Source organism: Kribbella sp. NPDC054772 (genome assembly GCF_053611945.1).
Genome location: NZ_JBSHBJ010000009.1, coordinates 52,901 through 69,577 on the forward strand (window position 1 = coordinate 52,901; position 16,677 = coordinate 69,577).

The window sequence follows — 16,677 nt, forward strand, 5'->3', positions numbered from 1 at the left end:
GCCGCGGCCTCGCGCTCCGCTCCCCCCCCCCCCGACACCGCCGCGCCCCCGGCGGGGTCGGCTGCGGGGGGGGGGGGGGCGCCCCCCCCCCCCCCCCGCAACCGTCAACTACTGGTTCCTGCTGTAGTCGTCGGCCGGATGTTCTGGTTGAGGTTGAACAGGTTGGTCGGGTCGTAGGTGTTCTTCACCGCGACCAGCCGGTCGTACGTCGCCTTCGGGTACGACGCCCGCACGATGTCCTCGTTGGTCTCACCCGTGAAGTTCACGTACGACGCCGCGTCCGGCCCGAGTGATCCGGCGGTGGAACGGGCCCACTGGACGGCCTCGTCGTACCCCTCGGCATCTGGTGTGCGGGCGACGACGTTCAGGATGAACTCGTGGTCCCGCGTGCCGAAGGCGGTGGCGTCCGCGGGAACCCGGCCCATCGCGCCGCCGAGATGGTGGACGTGCACCTCGGACACGCCGTTGGGCACCTGGGCGTGCGCCGCGACGAGGGCGTCGACGGTCGTCGGCCCGAGATCACCGAAGAACGCGGAGCGGAAGTAGTTCCGCATGCCGCGCGGGAACAGCGGGTCGAGCAGCGTCTGCATCGCGGTGTACGGCATCGGCCCGAACAGATCGGCCACCACCGGAGCGAGTTCGCGGAACGGCTTGGTCGCCGCGTCCCCGTCCTCGGTCCGCCCCGAGTACATCCCGAGGACGGCGACGATCGGCTTGCCGTGGATCTCCTCGGGGAGGAACGGCAACGGAGGCGCGGTGGTCAGGTTGATTGCCAGCGACAACTCGTCCGGTGCGGATCCCGCCGCCGCACCGAAACCACGCAGTACCTGGGCTGCTTGGTCGCCGGGGTAGAAGACCAGGCCGGCGTGGACCATCGGACCGACCTCGTGGGCGCGGAACTCGAAGGATGTGACCACTCCGAAGTTTCCGCCGCCGCCCCGCAGCGCCCACAGCAGTTCGGGGTTCTCGTCCTCGCTGGTGTGCAGGTACCGGCCGTCCGCGGTGACGATGTCGGCGCCGACGAGGTTGTCGCAGGCGAGGCCGGCACGCCGTACCAGCCAGCCGATCCCGCCGCCGAGCGTGAACCCGGCGACCCCGGTGGTCGACACCAGACCGCCGGTGACCGCCAGCCCGAAGGCCTGCGACTCGGCGTCGACGTCGCCCCAGGTGCACCCGCCCTGCGCCACGATCCGGCGTCGGTCGGGGTCGATCCGGACGGTGTTCATCGGCGACAGGTCGATCACCAGGCCGCCGTCGGTCGTCGAGAAGCCGGGGATGCTGTGCCCGCCGCCGCGGACCGCGAGCGCCAGTCCTTCACTGCGCGCGAACTCGACCGCGCGGATGACGTCGGCGGCCCCGTGGCACCGCACGATCAGCGCGGGCCGTTTGTCGTGCGCGGCGTTCCAGATCGACCGAGCTTCGTCGTACGACGGATCGGTCGGGCGGACCAGCTCGCCACGGAGACCCTCTGCGAACTCACCGAGCGTGGCCTCCCCGAGAGCGTCCTGTCGCGCTTGCGTTGTCGTCATTTCCACTCCTAAGCGTCGAACCAGGTTTTCCTGGACACCAACGACGCTAGGAACGCCGCCTTCGCGGTGGCTTAGCGTGACTTAGCGGGCCATCAACGCGGCTGTCCGGGGGATCCCGATCCGGCAGCCCAGCCTCGTGAACAGCTCGGCGGCAACCCGCCCGTGGTCATCGCGTGCCTGGGTGTCACCGTCGTCCGCGGCGAGTTCGGCGGCCATCAGCCGCCCCCACGCCTCGAGCCGCAGGTAGCCCTGCGGGCGGAAGGCGGCGACGGCCTGCTCGGCGAGTGCCCGAGCGGTACGGCGTTCGCCCGCGAACAGCTCGACGACGACCAGGTCCAGCAATGCGCCCGCGGCCCCGGGACGGTCGTCGACCGCGTCGCCGCGATCGACGGCGATCCTGGTGAGGCGCCGGCCCGATTCGAAATCACCCGCGGCGGCGGACAGCAGACCGAGGTTCGCGAGGGTCAGATTCTCGCCCCGGCGATCTCCCAGCTGTTCGCGCATCCGCAACGCCTCGCGGAGATGCTCCTCGGCCGGGTCGAACAGGCCCTGATCACGCTCGATGCAGCCCAGGTGGTTGAGCGCGTGCCCGAGCCCGGCGGCGTCGTCGACCGCGGCGAAGGCGTCGACGGACCGCCGTACGGCGTCGAGCGCGCCGCCCAGGTCACCGGCCAACCGATGGGCGTCCGCGAACGCGGACCAGGCGTAGCCGCGGCCGCGCAACGCACCGACCCGGCGGCCGAGCAGGAACGTCTCCTCGAACACCGGAACCATCGACCCGGCCACCGGAGCCAGCGGCAGACACATCGTGACGGCCGGGAAGAACGGCGCCACCGCCGCGTCGATCAGGCTCAGTCGCCGCAAGCATTCGGCGAAGCGTCCCTGCGCGAGTACGCCGTCTTCGCGGAACAGGGCAACCATCGCGGCGAGCCCTGCCGCGGTGGCGGCCACGGCCGCGGCACCCAAGGCGTCGGCCTCGTCGAGCGCATCCGCGGCGGTCCGTTCGATCTCGTTCAGGTCGCCGCTGCCGAGCAGGAGCGTGCCTCGCAGTACCCGGGCGGACACCAGGTCGACCGGTTCGCCGGACTGTTCGGCGACCGCGACCGCCCGGTCGCCGAGGCCGGGCAGTCGGTCGCTCAGGCCGCTCCGTGCGTCGAGGATCGCGAGGACGAAGATCGCCCGGGTCCGTTCGCGGGACGGTTCGACGGCCACCGCGAGAATGCGTTCGAGCCAATGGGCGCCCTCGGCGAAATGACCGCGCGCCAGCCAGTACTGCGACAGGCCGAGCCCGAGCAGCAAGGCCTGGTCGTGATCGTTGCGCAGGGCCCAGCCGAGCGCGGCCCGGAGGTTGTCGTGGTCGACGTCGAGCAGTTGCGGTCGTTCGACGACGCCGGCCCGCTCGGGGTCCTGGTCGAGCGCCAGTTCCAGGAAGTGCCGGCAGTGCGCGGCCGCGAGTTGCTCGAGCTCCCGCGCCGCGACGAGCCGCTCCCGGGCGAACTGCCGAATGGTCTCCAGGAGGCGGTAGCGGGAGCGCGGACCGTCGTGATCGACCTGCAGCAAGGACTTGTCGACCAACCGGCCGAGGTGATCCAGCACTTCCGCGGCGGGAATCCGCTCGTCCGCGCACACCTCCTCGGCCGACCGGAGCGCGAAGCTGCCGGCGAAGACCGCGAGCCGCCGCAGTACCACCTGCTCGTCGTCCGACAGCAACGCGTGACTCCACTCGAGCACGGCCCGCAACGTGGCGTGCCGGGTGATCTCGCCGTGCCGAGTGAGCAGCGGGAGGGCGTCACCGAGGCGTTCCGCGATCTCCGCCGGCTCCAGGTGGGACGCGCGGGCCGCAGCCAGTTCGAGCGCGAGCGGGATGCCGTCGAGGCACCGGCAGATCTCCACCACGGCCGCGGCATTGTCCGCGGTGAGGACGAATCCGGGGCGCACGTCGCGGGCCCGCTCGACGAAGAGCCGGACCGACGCGAAGGTCTCCAGCCGGACCGGATCCGCCGCGTCGTCGGGCTCCGGGAGTTCGAGCGAGGGCACCCGGAACGTCACTTCGCCCTGCGCGTGCAGGGGTTCCCGGCTGGTCGCGAGGATCGTGATGCCGGGACAGGTCCGCAGTACGGCGCCGGCGAGTTCGGAACACGCGGCGAGCAGGTGTTCGCAACTGTCGAGCACCAGCAGAAGGTTGCGGCGGGCAAGGCGGGTGGTCAGGATCCGCAACGAGTCCGAACCCGCGGCGGGATCGAGCCCGAGTGCCGCCGCGACGGTGTCCGCGACCAGCCGGGGATCCGCGACCGGCACCAGGTCCGCGATCCAGATCCCGTCCGTGTACGAGTCGAGCAGCCGGCGCGCCGCCTCCTCGGCGAGCCGCGTCTTGCCGGCACCACCCACGCCGGTGAGGGTGACCAGCCGGCCCCGCTCCAGCAGGCGATGCACGTCCGCGATCTCCCGCTCGCGACCGACGAAGCTCGTCAACGCCGGCGCAAGGTTGTGCCGCGGTACCGTCGACGGCTCCTCGACGCTGCCGGTCAGCAGATCGCGATAGAGCCGCTGCGTTTCCGGATCCGGATCGGTGCCGTACGTCGTCCGCAGTTCGCCACGCAGTCGCTCGTACTGCGCCAGCGCCTCGGACGACCGCCCCATCGCAGCCAGCCGGCGCATCAGGCTCCGAACGCCACGCTCGTGCAGCGGATCGATGCCGAGCGCCCGCTGCAGAGCGTCGTACGCCTCCACCTCGTGTCCATCCGCGGCAGCCGCGTCGGCGAACTCGACCAGCAGATCGCTGAAGCTCGCCCGCAACTCCTCCCGCGGCCGCGTTGCCCAGTCCTCGAACCGATCCTCCGGCAGCAGGTCACCGCCGTACGCACCCACCGCCGCGCGCAGCTCGGCGAGCCGGCCACTCGCCCGCGCGGCCACCGCCAGCCGCTCGAAGGTCCGTACGTCGACCTCGACCGGCTCACCGGCCCGCAGCACGACGAATTCGTCCCGCAACTCCAGCAGGCCGTCGTTCGGGGCGTCACCCGCAAGCACCCGGCGGGCGACGTGCAAGGCCTGATGCAGGTTGTTCACTGCCGAGGCAGGGGGCCGATCCGGCCACAACTCCTCGATCAGCAGGTCCCGGTGCAACCGCTGATCGGGAGCCAACGCCAGCATCTTGACCAGCGTCCGGGCCTTCCGCAGCCGCCAGGCGCGGCCGTCGACCGGCACGCCGCCGCGATCGATCCCGAATCCCCCGAGCAACTGAATGCGCACAACACCCTCCCCCGACGAGGGTAAACCGGGTCAGCGCGCGGAGGGACGTGTCGCGCACACCAGAGCGACGAGGGCCATCAGGCCGAACGGGATCGCCTGGATCTCCTGGAACGCGATGAGTTTGAACGCCGTGAAGTAAATCATCCACGTCGCGTAGAGGATGACGCCCGGACGGCCGAGGCGGTGGCCGCGCAGGAACGCTGCCACGGCGACCAAGCCGGTCAGGGTCAGGAACTCGTACGCGACGACGAAGCTCTTCGCGATGCCGTCCCAGCCTTCCAGGCCGGTGAAGTAGATCGCTCCGTAGCCGCCGACCAGCGCGATCAGCCCGAGCAGGACCGAGGCGGTGACGACGGCCGCGGACGGCCGCCGGCGAGTAGTGGATCGTGTGCTTGTCATGGTGGTCATGGGGGTTGTCATCGGAGTACTCGCGGTGCTCGCCGGACTGGTGGGCGCCGGCCTGCATGCGGTGAACGCGGCGGCAGGGCGCGCGATGGGCCCGTCGTTCTGGTTGATGGAAGTGGCGGCCGCGGTCACGTACGGCCTCGTCTGCGTCGTGCTGCGGCGGGCCGATACTCGCCGGATCCAGATCGTGCTGGGTGGCGTCGCGCTGACTCAGGGTGTGGCCTTGCTGTGCTCCGAGATCGGGGCGCTGTCCGGCGACAACTGGACGACGTGGATCGGTGCCTGGCTGTGGGCGCCCGGTTACGTCGCGATCGCAGTCCTGCTCCCGGTCCTCCTTCCGGACGGTCGGCCGCAGTCGCGGTTCGCATTCCTGCTGAACGCGAGCGCGGTTGGCGTCATCACGGTGATCTGGGCGCTCACGCCGTACAACTCGCAGGACTTCCCGGAGGCGCTGCGGGGTGTGCGGAATCCGTTGGCCGTGCCGGCGGTCGGCGAACCCGTCACCGCGGCGATCGCCGGCGTGCTTCTCGTCGTCGCTGTCGTGACCGGCTTCGTCGCGCTCGTCGTCAGGTGGCGGCGGGCCGCGGATCTGGAACGGCAGCAGCTGAAGTGGGTCCTCGTCGGCTACGCGTGCACGGTGGTCCTCTTCGGTGTTGCGCGGCTGCTCCCGAACGCGAGTACGGGTGCCGTCGCCGCACTGGCCATGCTGCCGCTTCCGATCGCCATCGGCATCGCCGTACTGCGCTACGGCCTGTGGGACGTGGACATCGTCATCTCCCGAGCCTTGGTGTACGGCGGGCTGTCGACACTCGTCGTGGCCCTGTACGCCGTCACGGTCTGGCTGGTCGGCGATCGGCTCGGAGCCACCACCGGTACGCCGATCCTCGCGACAACGATCGTCGCGCTGGCGGCGCTGCCGTTGCGGTCCTGGCTGCAACGACACGTCAATCGGCTGGTCCACGGTGACGTCGACGAGCCGTACGCCGTACTCGCGCGACTCGGGGCCCGACTCGCGGCAGCCACCACGCCGGACGACCTGTCCGAGCGGGTCCTGCCATCGGTGGTCGAACAAGTCGCGCGATCCCTGCGCGCGCAGCGGGCCACGATCGCGCTGCGAGACGGATCGATCACGTCGTACGGCGAAGGTTCGCGAACCGGGACGACGGTCGCGCTGGAGTACGCCGGGGAGCGTTTCGGTGCGCTCACCGTCACTCGGTCGGCCGCGTTCGACGGACACGAGCTCCGCGCGCTCGACGAGCTCGCAACGCAGGCTGCCGTCGCGGCGCACACAGTGCTGCTCGCACGGGAGGCGCAACGTGCTCGCGAGGCAATCGTCGTCGCGCGGGAAGAAGAACGCCGGAGGCTGCGTCGCGACCTGCACGACGGCATCGGACCGTCGCTGGCAGCGCTGGCCCTGCATGTCGAGACCGCCCGCGACCTCGCGCCGGACGACCCCGAGGCCGCGGGCCGGTTGCTCGACCGACTCGTGCCCCGGCTGAACGCGGCGGTCGCGGATGTCCGGGCGCTGGTGCACGAACTGCGGCCCCCGATGCTGGACGAACTCGGGCTCGCGGCCGCGGTCCGGGAACTCGGCGATCGGTTGTCCACGGCAACGACAAGGGTTCACGTCGTCACGGACGAGATCGCCGGACTGCCTGCTGCCGTTGAGGTTGCGGCGTACAACATCGCCGGTGCGGCGATCGGGAATGCGGTCCGGCACTCGGGCGCGGACTCGGTGGCGGTCCGGGTCTGCGACGCGGACGGCTACCTGCGGATCGAGGTGGTGGACGACGGTCGCGGCCTGCCTGATCGACCACGACCAGGTGTCGGTACGTCGTCGATGCGCGAGCGGGCCGAGGAACTCGGGGGACAGCTGCTGATCGTCTCCGGGCCGCCGGGAACGACCGTGACCGCGCTGCTGCCGAAGGAGGCGTCATGACGGTTCGGGTGCTTGTCGTCGACGACCATCCGCTCTATCGCGAAGGACTCGTGACCGCGATCTCGACGATGCCCGGCAAGGAAGTGGTCGGCGAGGCCGCGGACGGCGAGCAGGCGGTCCGGCTCGCCGGTGAGCTGGTGCCGGACGTCGTCGTGATGGATCTGCACATGCCGGTGCTGAACGGCGTCGAGGCGACCCGCCGGGTGACCGAGCGGCATCCTCAGATCGCCGTACTGGTGCTGACGATGCTGGAGAACGACGAATCGGTGTTCGCCGCGGTGCGAGCCGGCGCCCGGGGCTACCTGCTCAAAGGCGCCGACCGTGCCGAGATCGGCCGGGCGCTGGACGGGGTGTCGCACGGCGAGGTCGTGTTCTCCTCCGCGATCGCCGGCCGCGTGCTGGCGTACTCCGCCGCCGGCCGCCCCGGCCCGGAAGTCGCGCCGTTCCCCGAGCTCACCGACCGCGAGCGCGAGATCCTGGACCTGGTCGCCCGCGGCCTGACGAACGCCGCGATCGCCCGGCAGTTGGTGGTCAGCGACAAGACCGTCCGCAACCACGTGTCGAACGTGTTCAGCAAACTGCACGTCGCCGGCCGGGCCGAAGCCGTCTCCCGCGCCCGGGACGCCGGCCTGGGAACCCGGACGGCGTCAGAGTTTGGCGCCGATTAGCTGGTAGATGTCGTCGTGCGCGCCCGGCAGGTCGTCGTGGCCGAAGTCGGGGTACTGGCGGTACTCCTTGACGGACTGGATCTTGTTGTACGCCGCGAACTGCGTCGACGGCGGGCAGATCTGGTCCTCCAGCCCGACGAACAGCGTCACCTCGCCCCGGATCCGCGGCGCGAGGTGCTGCACGTCGATGTATCCGAGGGTCGTGAACACCTCGTCCTGCCGCAGGTGCCGCGGGTCGCGCTTGCGGAACCAGGTGACGATCTCGTCGTACGGGCCGGTCTCCAGGTTGAGGTCCCAGGTCCGCTGGTAGTCGCACAGGAACGGGTAGACGCTGGCCGTGTACTTGATCGTCGGCGTCAGCGCGGCCGCCACCAGCGACAACCCGCCGCCCTGGCTCCACCCGGTCGTCGCGATCCGCGCCGCGTCGACCTCGGGCAGCGCGCCGATGATGTCGGCGAGCCGGCGGGTGTCCAGGAAGACGTGCTTGTACAGCAGTCCGTCCGGTCCGGCGTCGAGTCCGTGCACCAGGTGGTGCTGCAGCGAGAAGCTGTTGGCCTCCTGCGACGGAGTCCGGAACCCGACCTGCTCGCGCACGTCCAGCGCCGCCACGGTGAACCCGCGCGCCGCGTAGGGGAGCAGCTCGACCCACTTCGGCTGCTCACCGCCGTACCCGTGGAACAGCAGGACCGCGGGGCCGGTCGGCTCCGCGGGCCGCAGTACCTTCGCGTGCACGCGGTACCCGCCGGTCCCGGTGAAGTAGACGTGCTGGGCGACGGCGGTCGTCAGCGGGAAGTCGGTGGCGTCGACGAACTCCTCATCGGCCGGGACCGACTCGAGGTCGAGCAGCGCCTTGTCCCAGAACGCGTCGAAGTCCGCCGGTCGCGGATTCGTGCCCTGGTACGCCAGCAGCTCGTCGTACGACATCTCGAAGGACAGCACCCGGAACTCCTCACCTAGAACGCAGCTGACTCATTCTGCGCTGTCGGTGTCGTCCGGTGCAGTGCCGTCCCAGATGGTGTACCCGTGCGCCGCGTTCAGCTTGTCGCGCAGCGTGTTCTCCAGCGACGTGACCTGACCGGGCACCAGCCAGGAGACCGGCAGCAGGATCGGGTACTCGGGCTGCTTGGTGCGCAGCACGATCGCCTCGCCGTGGGTGGTCTCCACCCGGCCGACCTCGGTGACGTCGGTCCAGGGGGTGCGGACGCCGCGGACCTCGATGTCGGTGTCGCGCAGCCGCGCGACCTTCGGCGGCCGGGCCAGGATGTACAGCCCGGCGATCGCGATCATTCCGCCGAGGGTGACGAACACCGACACCGCGACCGAGGGCAGCCCCAGTGCCCAGAGCACCGCGGCCACCCCGAGAATGATCAGCCCGGCAGCCAGGATCCCGAGGAACCGTCCTGCCCGCATCCGGTACGTCGTACGCATCGCCACAGGATCTCATCCAGCCCGGGCGGCCGGTTCAGAAGGCGTCGGTCTCGGACGTCGTCGCGTTGCCGAACGGCGTCTTCGACAGGCTGATCGTCCAGACGTAGGCGCTGTCCAGGCGCCGGTCGAACTTCGAGTACGAGCAGTCCTCGGTGAACCGGTGGTACTTCGCGTCCCAGTTCGTCCCGGTCTTGTAGTAGACCCAGAACGACCCGCGGATCCCGTTCAGGGTCGCGGACTTGTTCGCCCGGACGTAGATCGAGGCCTGCGGTGTCTTCGGGCTGCTCGCGGTCACCACGATGACCGCGTCCGCGCCCGCGTTGTTGATCTTGAGCGTGTTCGACCCGCGCGAACCGGACCGCTGGAACACGTCACCGTTCTCGCCCCGGCCGCCGATCACCGCCGGCGCCGAAGGCTTGGCCGGCACCGACACCGCGCCGAACTTCACACCGCGGCCGATCGACGTCTGCACGCTCTGCGCGAGCCCGGCGAACGCCGTCCGCACCCCGTCCTTCGCCTCGTACAGCCGCACCTCGGGGCCCTTCGGCAACCCGCACCCGGTGCGCGTCTCGCCGGCCTTGCCCAGATTGGTACTGACGTCCCCGGCATAGGCGTCGAAGGCATCCAGTACGGCGGGATGCGCCGACACCAGGCCGCTCGGCGGAGTGATCTTCGCCAGCTCGTTGCGCTCGATCAGGACGGCGCTCGCGAGCTGCGCGCGGGCCGCGTCGAAGGCCGCGACGGTCTGCGCGTTCATCACCCGCGCGACGGACGGCTTGAGGACCTTCTCGACGTTCGTCAGCGCGCGCTGGTACATCGGGACCGACAGCGCCACCGGGGTCGGCGTCGGCGTGGGTGCCGCTGACGAGGGTGGTGCACTCGACTGGCTCGTCGTACCGCCTGCTGCCGGCGCTTCGCCGCTCTCCGCCTTGCTCCCGCAACCCGCGCAGGCTAGGACCGCAACTCCGACCACGACCGCCATCGAACGCCTCACAGCCACCCCCAGGTGTGCCTCATCTTCACTTTGTCCCAATCCTTCCCCCGGAAGGGTTCACTTCGGGGGAAGGGCGGGACGTCAGTTGCCGGTCTGGCTGGGGTTGTAGGCGCAGGCGTCGGCCAGGTTCTCCGCGGCCCCCGGCGTCACGGTCGCCTTCGGCGTGGTGGGCTTCTTCGTGGAGGTGCTGGTGGTCGGCTTCGTGGTCGGCTTGGTCGTCGGCTTGGTCGCCGCCTTCGGGGCGATCGCCTTCTGGATGATCTGCCGCATCGCCGTGTAGTCCGGGTTCTTGCCGGTCGGGAAGTTCTTGTTCTTGTCCAGGTCGATGTTGGTGACCTTGGCGTTCTTCACCTTCAGGCCGAGCTGGATGAACGCGCCCAGGATCTCCTGCGGGATGTCGGTGCGCAGCAGCTCCTTGCCGGCCGCGGCGATCTGCTGGTACTTCGTCACCAGCGTCGCCGGGTTGGCGCTGCTCACCAGGGCGTGGATCGTGCAGCGCTGACGCTCCTGCCGGGACGGGTCACTGAGGCCGTAGCGGCCGCGCGCGAACCACAGCGCGTGGTATCCGTCGAGCTTCTGGTTCGGCCCCGGCTCGATGTAGCTGCTCGGCTTCTTCTCGCTGTTCGAGCCCGGGCCGGCGCCGTAGTCGCCGCCGATCGGGACCCGGTAGTTGACGTTCACGGTGATGCCACCGATCGCGTCGATGATCTGCTTGAAGCCGGCCAGGTTGACCTGCATGTAGTAGTCGATGTCCAGGCCGAGCGCGGCGCTCGCGGCCAGCTTGACCACGTCCGCGCCCTCGTTGTCGGTCTGGCCGAGGATGCCCGGGTGCTGCCTCGGGACGTTGTCGTACATCGCGTCCAGGTAGAACTCCGGCTGCTCGGTGTTGCCCTTGCTCGAGTCCCAGAAGCCGTCCGGGTACACCTTGTGCAGCGGCGAGTCCGCCGGGAACGGCATCCGCATCCAGTTCCGGCTGAGCGAGATCAGCGCGGTGTCACCGGTCTTGGTGTCGATACTCGCGACGATCACCGTGTCGGTCCGGACACCGGTCCGGCCGACGCCGTCGTCGGCGCCGAGCAGCAGCAGGTTCAGCCGTGGGGTCTTCGCCCACGGGTCACTCGCGTTGCTCACCTTCGGCCGGGTCGCGGACTTCGAGTTGCCCTCGGACTGGAACACGCTACCGACCAGGTCGCGCTGCGCCATCACGGTCTGCGCGGCCACGGTCGTCGGTACGGCGATCGCGAAACAGAGCAGTCCGACGAACATCGACCCCGCGAGCCGGCCGGTGTAGCTCATGCTCACCGGCCGGATCAATTTGTGGGAGGCGACCACCACCCAGATCCAGGCGACACCGAGCAGCACGACGGCCCCGGTCGCGATCAGCAGCTGGCGCGGCGAGACCGCCAGCGCGAGCACCGAGTCGCGATGCGTGAGACCGACGTACGCGGCGATCAGCAGCAGGCCGGCGCTGATCGTCAGGACGAACGCGCCGAGCTTCTTCCGGCCGCCGAGCAACAGTCCCGACCCCGGGAGCAGGGCACTGACCAGGGTCAGGCCGATGGCCTTCGACGCGGTGCGGGCCCGGTGCGAACGGGGGCGGGACCGGTTGGCACGAGGTGCCGCCCTCCGGCCGGCTGCGCGAGTGCTCCGCGACATGGCTCCGTTTCCCTGATCGACGACGTGACGACCTTTCCGCCGGCCGCACGCAGCGACCCACGGTAACTCAGACGCCCACGGCACCCAGTTGGTTGACGTGAAGCAGACGACCCCCGTCGATTGGTCGCCAGCGTACACATCCCCCGGTCGACACACCCAAGAATCCACTCGCCACGCACAGCAACCACCCGCGACAGCACCACAACCGGTCAGCGCTCACCGGCGGCCAAGGGGCATCCACGCGCGTTTGGGGGGTCCGGGGGGCGAAGCCCCGCCGGGCGGGTTCTGGGGGTTGCACCCCCAGAAAGCAACCGGAGCTCCCGGTCCGCGCTTTCTGCGGACGGGGAGCTCCCAGGAGCGGAGGCGGCGGGATTTGAACCCGCGAGAGGGGATTACCCTCAACCCGCTTAGCAGGCGGGCGCCATCGACCGGACTAGGCGACGCCTCCTCCGACGATCCCCCGGAGGGGACACGACGACGGCCAAGACTATCCGTTCGACCCGGTCGCCTGCAAAAGCGGGGTCAACTGGTCACAGATTGCCTCGCCGCGGCGATCAGTTCGACCGTCCGGGGCGTCATCGGCTCCGGCGAAATGATCACGTGCTCGACCCCCAGATCCTGGTACGCCGCCAGCGCCGCGGGCAGGTCCCGGACCTCGATCGCCTGCGGGGTGGGCTCTGTCACAGGCTGGTCCGGATCGCGGACGATGATCCCCACCGTCGCGGCGACCGACCCTTCCGGTCTGCCTGCCGTGTCAACAGCTTGGCGCAGTGTCTCGAGCCGTTCCTCGACCTGCTCGTTCGGAGCGCCGTACCAGGCCGTGTTCCAGGCGTCGGCCCATTCCGCGGTCAGCCGCATCATCCGCGGCCGCCTCCCGGCGATCAGGATCGGGATCCGGTGTGGCGGCGCGGGGTCGAGATTCGCCTCCTGGACCCGGTAGTAGGTGCCGTCGAAGGTGACGGTCTCGCCGCGCACCATCCGAGCGACGATCTCCAGCCACTCCGCGAACCGGCCGACCCGATGATCGGTGGGCAGCCCGAAGGCGTCGTACTCCGGGTCGTGCCAGCCGGCGCCGACGCCGAGGATCAGCCGGCCGCCGGACACCTCGTCCAGCGTCGCGGCCATCTTCGCGGTCAGTCCCGGGTCCCGGAACGATGCGCAGAGCACCATGTTCCCGAGCTCGACCCGGGAGGTGACCGCGGCCACAGCGGTGAGCAGGGTCCACGACTCGTGCATCCCGTAGACCTGGCCCTGCGGGTCCCGGTAGAGGAAGTGGTCCGCGAGCCACACCGAGTCCAGGCCGCCCTGCTCGGCCGCCTCGGCCACCGCCCGGACGTCTGCCCATTTGGGCATCGCGCCACCGGGGCCGTCGCCGGCGCCCAGCGGGAGCATCACACCGATCTTCAGGCCCACGGTCCGACACCGCCGATCGAGTCGACGGTGATGTGCGTGATGTAGCCGGGCGGCGGCGTCGCGCCGGGGAAGAACTCCGCGTCCGGCCCGATGTACGTCTTCGCGAGGTCACGCAGTACCTCGACCGCGCCACCCTCCGTGATCCGGGCGGTGCCGTTGATCAGCAGGTACTCCGTGAGACCCATCTCGTTCATCCGGTCGGTCTCGAGGGTGAGTGCCACCCGTCCGTCGCGCCGGATGTTGCGCACCTTGCGGTTGTTCGGGATGTGCGCGGCGATGATCTCGTCACCGTCGAGGCCGACCCAGACCACCGAGACCTGGGGGCTGCCGTCGGGGTTCAGCGTCACCAGATGCCCGAGGGCGTTGGATTCGAGCACGGTTCGCGCGCTCTCAGGGATTCGCATGCGGCCAAGGTAGTTGGATCATGGCGCCATGAGGAGGCCGTACCCGGATCGGGCGGCCGCCGGTGTGGCCGTGGCCGAGGAGCTCGGTCCGGTCACCGGAGCCGTCCTGGTCCTCGGGCTCGCACGCGGCGGCGTACCGGTCGCGGCGCCGGTCGCGGACGCCCTGGACGCGGACCTCGACGTCCTGATCGTCCGCAAGCTCGGCCTGCCCGGTCAGCCGGAGCTGGCGATGGGCGCGATCGCCGGCGTTGGTGAGGAACTGCGCGTGGTCCGGAACGAGCCGATCGCGGCCGAAGTCGATCCGGAGACCCTGGAAGCGGTCCGCCGCCGCGAGGTCGACGAGCTGCGCCGCCGCGAGCGCGAGTACCGCGGCGACCGCCCGCGGCTCGACGTCCGGGACCGGGTCGTGGTGCTGGTCGACGACGGCCTCGCGACCGGCTCGACGATGCGGGCGGCCGTCGAAGCGGTACGGCGCCAGCGGCCGGCCCGCGTGATCGTCGCGGTACCCGTGGGTGGGATCGAGAGCTGCCGTCGACTGTCGCGGGTCGCCGACCAGGTGGTGTGTGCGTGGATCCCGCGGTACTTCAGCGCGGTCGGCCAGGCCTACCGGGACTTCTCGCCGGTGAGCGACGACGAGGTCCGGCGGGTGCTCGCCGACAGCACAGCGCGGCGCCCCGGCGTATGACCCGGGGCGCCGCGCTGTCGTCCGGCCACTGGCTTCCGAAACAGCGGCCGGCGTTCGTCAGCCCAGACGGGCCTTCAGGTTGTCCAGCTCGACCTTGAGCGTGGCCGGGACGGTGTCGCCGAGCTTGGCGAACCACTCCTCGATCAGCGGGATCTCGGCCTTCCACTCCTCGGCGTCGACGCCGAGGGCGATCTCCAGGTCCTGGGCGGTCAGGTCCAGCCCGCTGACGTCCAGCGCGTCCGCCGCCGGCACCCGGCCGATCGGGGTCTCGACCGCGTCCGCCTGGCCCTCGAGCCGCTCGATGACCCACTTCAGCACCCGGCTGTTCTCACCGAAGCCCGGCCAGACGAACTTGCCCGCGTCGTCCTTGCGGAACCAGTTCACGTAGAAGATCTTCGGCAGCTGCGCCGCATCGTGCTGCTTGCCGACCGTCAGCCAGTGGTCGAAGTACTGGCCGGCGTCGTACCCGAGGAACGGCAGCATCGCCATCGGGTCGCGCCGGACCACGCCGACCTGACCGACCGCGGCCGCGGTGGTCTCCGACGACAGCGTGGCGCCCATGAAGACACCATGCGCCCAGTCCCGGGACTCGGTCACCAGCGGGACCGTGGTCGCGCGGCGGCCGCCGAAGATGATCGCGGAGATCGGTACGCCGTTCGGGTCGTCGTACTCGTCGGCGATGATCGGGCACTGCTTGATCGGCGTGCAGAACCGGCTGTTCGGGTGGCTGGACAGCTCGCCGCTGTCCGGCGTCCACTCGCGGCCCTTCCAATCGGTCAGGTGGTTCGGCGGGGTCGGCGAGTAGCCCTCCCACCAGACGTCACCGTCGTCGGTCAGCGCGACGTTGGTGAAGACCGAGTTGCCCTTCTCGATGGTGCGCATCGCGTTCGGGTTGGTCTTCCAGCCGGTGCCGGGGGCAACACCGAACAGACCGAACTCCGGGTTCACGGCGTACAGCCGGCCGTCCTTGCCGAACCGCATCCAGGCGATGTCGTCGCCGAGCGTCTCGACCTCCCAACCCTCGAGCGTCGGGTCGAGCATCGCCAGGTTGGTCTTGCCGCAGGCGCTCGGGAACGCGGCCGCGATGTAGTGCACCTGCTTCTCGGGCGAGATCAGCTTGAGGATCAGCATGTGCTCGGCCAGCCAGCCCTCGTCGCGGGCCATCGCACTCGCGATCCGCAGCGAGTAGCACTTCTTGCCGAGCAGGGAGTTGCCGCCGTACCCCGATCCGTACGACCAGATCGTCCGCTCCTCAGGGAACTGGACGATGTACTTCTCGTCGTTGCACGGCCACGGCACGTCCTGCTGCCCCGGCTCGAGCGGCGCGCCGACCGAGTGCAGGCAGGGGACGTACGACGCGTCGTCGCCCATCTTCGCGAGTACTTCGGCACCGGTGCGAGCCATGATCCGCATCGACGCGACGACGTACGCCGAGTCCGTGATCTCGACACCGAACATCGGCTTGTCCGCCGTTAACGGGCCCATACAGAACGGGACGACGTACATCGTCCGGCCGCGCATCGAGCCGCGGTACAGCTCGGTCATCAGCGCCTTCATCTGCGCCGGGTCCATCCAGTTGTTGGTCGGACCCGCGTCCTTCTCCTCGACGGAGCAGATGAACGTGCGCTGCTCGACCCGGGCGACGTCGGAGGGGTCCGTGCGTGCCCAGAACGAGTTCGGCTTCTTCTCGTCGTTCAGCCGGACCATGGTGCCGGCGGCAATCAGTTCGTCGGTGAGCTTGGTGTACTCGGCGTCCGAGCCGTCCACCCAGTGGATCCGGTCGGGCTGGGTCAGTGCGGCGACCTCGGCCACCCAGGCCAGCAGGCCGGTGTGGCGGGTCGGGGCGTCGGTCAGGTCGGACGGCGCGGGGGCAGCGCTCGGGAGGGGGTCCGGGGTGTTCTGCGGTGCGGTGTCGGTATGGGTCGGGCTGGCGGTGGTCGTCATTCGCGGCTCATTCCCTCTCGGCTGGTCGGCCCGGCGCTCGTCCGGCCCTTCGACACTGAAAGGCGGTACGGCGACGGCCGCCGGGGTCTCCGGCGGTTCGATCGGCTGACTGGCGGTGTGTGATGTCTCGCAGACCAGTAGTTCCAGTGGATACATACCAGTGTGCAAGTGGTACTACGGTACGCGACGCCACCGGGGTCTGGGAACCGCCAGCACGTGAACCCGGTCACAAAGTTTTCGCGACAATCGCTTTCCGCTGTCGCTTGTGAAAAAGAGAACGGCCCCCGCGGGTCACCCCGGGCCGGTCAGGTTTTTTTTCGGGGGTTGACGTTGTCTGGCCCCCGATGTGGTTGTGCAGCCGCG

General features: G+C 70.0%; 13 protein-coding genes and 1 tRNA gene. 3 read left to right on the top strand and 11 right to left on the bottom strand.

Features of this window, described 5'->3' with window-relative positions:
• Nucleotides 1-104 precede the first annotated feature (104 nt).
• The 3 genes from ACWGID_RS16995 to ACWGID_RS17005 all read right to left on the bottom strand — a co-directional run bounded on the left by ACWGID_RS16995 (nucleotide 105) and on the right by ACWGID_RS17005 (nucleotide 5,177).
• Nucleotides 105-1,529: an FAD-binding oxidoreductase gene (locus ACWGID_RS16995; RefSeq protein ID WP_452197469.1), complete on the bottom strand. Its 1,425-nt coding sequence runs from the start codon at nucleotides 1,527-1,529 to the stop codon at nucleotides 105-107.
• An 81-nt stretch (nucleotides 1,530-1,610) separates the two neighbouring features.
• Complete coding sequence (locus ACWGID_RS17000; protein WP_452197471.1) at nucleotides 1,611-4,778, bottom strand: BTAD domain-containing putative transcriptional regulator; 3,168 nt, start codon at nucleotides 4,776-4,778, stop codon at nucleotides 1,611-1,613.
• Nucleotides 4,779-4,808: 30 nt separating this feature from the next.
• Nucleotides 4,809-5,177: a hypothetical protein gene (locus ACWGID_RS17005; RefSeq protein WP_452197473.1), complete on the bottom strand. Its 369-nt coding sequence runs from the start codon at nucleotides 5,175-5,177 to the stop codon at nucleotides 4,809-4,811.
• Between the two features lie 7 nt (nucleotides 5,178-5,184).
• Here ACWGID_RS17005 and ACWGID_RS17010 point away from each other — a divergent pair, with 7 nt between their 5' ends.
• Both ACWGID_RS17010 and ACWGID_RS17015 read left to right on the top strand, forming a co-directional pair.
• A complete protein-coding gene (locus ACWGID_RS17010; RefSeq protein WP_452197474.1) occupies nucleotides 5,185-7,122 on the top strand; it encodes a sensor histidine kinase in 1,938 nt (645 codons plus the stop codon).
• Nucleotides 7,119-7,790, top strand: a complete 672-nt coding sequence (locus tag ACWGID_RS17015) for a response regulator (RefSeq protein WP_452197476.1) — start codon at nucleotides 7,119-7,121, stop codon at nucleotides 7,788-7,790. The genes ACWGID_RS17010 and ACWGID_RS17015 overlap by 4 nt, the downstream gene beginning before the upstream one ends.
• Here the strand turns inward: ACWGID_RS17015 and ACWGID_RS17020 are convergent.
• The 7 genes from ACWGID_RS17020 to ACWGID_RS17050 all read right to left on the bottom strand — a co-directional run bounded on the left by ACWGID_RS17020 (nucleotide 7,770) and on the right by ACWGID_RS17050 (nucleotide 13,685).
• Nucleotides 7,770-8,729: an acetylxylan esterase gene (locus tag ACWGID_RS17020; protein ID WP_452197478.1), complete on the bottom strand. Its 960-nt coding sequence runs from the start codon at nucleotides 8,727-8,729 to the stop codon at nucleotides 7,770-7,772. The two genes, ACWGID_RS17015 and ACWGID_RS17020, sit on opposite strands and share 21 nt — an antisense overlap.
• Before the next feature lie 30 nt (nucleotides 8,730-8,759).
• Nucleotides 8,760-9,218 (bottom strand): hypothetical protein, encoded by a 459-nt coding sequence (locus tag ACWGID_RS17025; protein ID WP_452197480.1) that lies wholly within the window; start codon nucleotides 9,216-9,218, stop codon nucleotides 8,760-8,762.
• Nucleotides 9,219-9,252: 34 nt separating this feature from the next.
• Nucleotides 9,253-10,212, bottom strand: coding sequence for a hypothetical protein (locus ACWGID_RS17030; protein ID WP_452197481.1), 960 nt, complete (start codon nucleotides 10,210-10,212; stop codon nucleotides 9,253-9,255).
• An 81-nt stretch (nucleotides 10,213-10,293) separates the two neighbouring features.
• Nucleotides 10,294-11,868, bottom strand: a complete 1,575-nt coding sequence (locus tag ACWGID_RS17035) for an LCP family protein (protein ID WP_452197483.1) — start codon at nucleotides 11,866-11,868, stop codon at nucleotides 10,294-10,296.
• A 358-nt stretch (nucleotides 11,869-12,226) separates the two neighbouring features.
• A tRNA-Ser gene (locus tag ACWGID_RS17040) sits at nucleotides 12,227-12,316 on the bottom strand.
• Nucleotides 12,317-12,390: 74 nt separating this feature from the next.
• Nucleotides 12,391-13,281, bottom strand: coding sequence for an LLM class flavin-dependent oxidoreductase (locus ACWGID_RS17045; RefSeq protein ID WP_452197485.1), 891 nt, complete (start codon nucleotides 13,279-13,281; stop codon nucleotides 12,391-12,393).
• A complete protein-coding gene (locus ACWGID_RS17050) occupies nucleotides 13,272-13,685 on the bottom strand; it encodes a TIGR03618 family F420-dependent PPOX class oxidoreductase (protein WP_452197487.1) in 414 nt (137 codons plus the stop codon). Before ACWGID_RS17050 ends, ACWGID_RS17045 begins: the two co-directional genes overlap by 10 nt.
• A gap of 28 nt (nucleotides 13,686-13,713) precedes the next feature.
• Here ACWGID_RS17050 and ACWGID_RS17055 point away from each other — a divergent pair, with 28 nt between their 5' ends.
• A complete protein-coding gene (locus ACWGID_RS17055; RefSeq protein WP_452197489.1) occupies nucleotides 13,714-14,370 on the top strand; it encodes a phosphoribosyltransferase in 657 nt (218 codons plus the stop codon).
• Between the two features lie 57 nt (nucleotides 14,371-14,427).
• On the opposite strand, the gene ACWGID_RS17060 is transcribed toward ACWGID_RS17055, so the two are convergent.
• Entirely contained in the window at nucleotides 14,428-16,314 is a 1,887-nt protein-coding gene (locus ACWGID_RS17060) for a phosphoenolpyruvate carboxykinase (GTP) (RefSeq protein ID WP_452197491.1), read from the bottom strand.
• Nucleotides 16,315-16,677 lie beyond the last annotated feature (363 nt).